The following is a 1905-nucleotide window of genomic DNA, read 5'->3' as shown; positions in this document are numbered from 1 at the left end:
TTAAAAGCTGGATCATAGATTTTTCGCCCTTGTTTCATACGTTAAAATTAAGGTTTTATGCTTAACTCTAACTGGAAGCTAAATTAGTATATCCAACTAGTCGTATTAAACAAAAAAGACTGCCGATAGCAGTCTGGGATTAAATTTGGGGGAGTTATAGATAGTTTATAACCTTTTTCTGTCATGTATTTTCCACCAAGATTACTGTTTACATTAATATTTTCTTAACGTCAATAACAGCTTTCCATCCAGCACAACCATGGGTTAAAGGGCTTTCTAATGTTAAAATTCCTGTTAGAGGATTAACTTTAAATAATAAATCAACACGTAATGGTGAAATACTTGCTCCAGGATCTATATAAAGACTATTAGTATTATTACCTGTAATTGTATAATCACTTGTAAAAATATTGGTGTCGCTTATTGTTCCATAGGTTGCCATATAATCATTTAAGACTGTCATTCTTCCTCCTTTACCTCTAATTAAAAATTTTCCACTAATAATAGTATTATTACCATTACAAGCAGGCCTTACATGAAATGTAACTTCATAAATTGAAGTGTCATAGTCATTAAAAACCAAATAATTAGCTAGAACGACAGGTGTATTTGCTCCTGTAAAGTCTATAAAATGTCCTACATATCCAGAATCTAAAAATTTAACCCAAAGATTGCCATTAAAATAGTAATAACCGGTATCTCTAACCTGTAGAGTTTGTCCTGATGGATTAGTATCAGGAGTTGTCACATAGACTATAGCACCTACCTGAGAATTTGTATAAGTCTTGGCTCTCAATTGATCTCCTGTAATTCTAGGAGGTATAATTCCATCTAGTCTTGATGCATTGGTAGGTATGCCTACAACATCTAAGGTAGCTTCAGGGGTAGTCGTATTAACTCCTACTTGAGAGAATGCTATTGTACTTAAAGAAATAAACAGAGAAAATAAAATTTTTTTCATAAGTATAAAATTTTCCCAAAGAAATGAAAAAAATACATAACACACAAATCCGGGTTTTTACGGAAATTAACTCCGGGGAAAGACGGGGTTACCAATTGTTATTTTCTGCTTCTCCCGGCTTTTTTACAATTGATTCTCCTAAGTCTAATAAAGAATCTTTACTTTCATCAAGATAGGCTCTTAAATTTTTCCAATTTTTATTCATTGTCCCTTTAAACATTTTATAATTAGAATATGGATAGTCTTCCGTATTAAGAATTACACCCATACTTGCATTGCCGACATGTTCAAAATCGGATAAATCAATTTTAGACTTACCATCTTTAAATAAAAATGTCATAGTGAAGAAAATATCACCAGCTACATTGCTAAATGCATCGCCTTTATGATAAGGCTTGCTGAATTTAAGTTTTATAATACCTTGGTTTCTGTCAGATATAATAACGTCTTTTTCATATTTAAAGTTTGATCCATATAATGAAGCCATTCTATTGCTTACACGGTCAAATAAAACCTCTTTTTTCGTTAATGAATCAACTTTTACAATAAGAGAATATGATAATTTATCTTGAGCAAATGATACTGAAAATATAAAAATAAATAACCCAAATAATAATTTTTTCATGTATTTTTATTTTAAATAATTTATCAATTTCTTTTGTAGTAAGTTGTAACAGGAGAACCGTCGTTTTGTAAAACCAATTCACTTGATGATAAAGAAGTAATTTTTGAAGATTCAACTTCACCTTTATTATTTTTAAAGGTTAAAATCTGAGAATTAGAATCAAGAGTATATGTGAGATTGTCACTGTGGACTTCACATGTGCCGTTAGTATGCAATTCCCCGTGTGGATATACTAATTTAGCTTCCAGTTAGAGTTAAGCATAAAACCTTAATTTTAACGTATGAAACAAGGGCGAAAAATCTATGATCCAGCTTTTAA

At 30.7% G+C, this 1905-nt stretch carries 3 protein-coding genes; all 3 read right to left on the bottom strand.

The features are described 5' to 3' along the window. Window positions 1-208 precede the first annotated feature (208 nt). Window positions 209-961 (bottom strand): hypothetical protein, encoded by a 753-nt coding sequence (locus tag BW926_RS14015; RefSeq protein WP_076447957.1) that lies wholly within the window; start codon window positions 959-961, stop codon window positions 209-211. Window positions 962-1049: 88 nt separating this feature from the next. Further along, the gene (locus BW926_RS14010) at window positions 1050-1586 is read right to left on the bottom strand and encodes a DUF4468 domain-containing protein (protein WP_076447956.1); all 537 of its coding nucleotides are present in this window, start codon (window positions 1584-1586) and stop codon (window positions 1050-1052) included. A 23-nt stretch (window positions 1587-1609) separates the two neighbouring features. Then, entirely contained in the window at window positions 1610-1801 is a 192-nt protein-coding gene (locus BW926_RS14770) for a lipocalin family protein (RefSeq protein WP_076447954.1), read from the bottom strand. Between the last annotated feature and the right edge of the window lie 104 nt (window positions 1802-1905).

This window comes from Chryseobacterium sp. RU37D (assembly GCF_900156075.1).
Taxonomy (GTDB): Bacteria; Bacteroidota; Bacteroidia; order Flavobacteriales; family Weeksellaceae; genus Chryseobacterium.
This window is presented reverse-complemented; position numbering and strand designations above follow the sequence as displayed.

What these genes read in the sequence shown, in the direction of transcription:
- BW926_RS14015 (WP_076447957.1), bottom strand. Translation starts at nt 961, where the DNA reads ATGAAAAAAATTTTATTTTCTCTGTTTATTTCTTTAAGTACAATAGCA.
- BW926_RS14010 (WP_076447956.1), bottom strand. Translation starts at nt 1,586, where the DNA reads ATGAAAAAATTATTATTTGGGTTATTTATTTTTATATTTTCAGTATCA.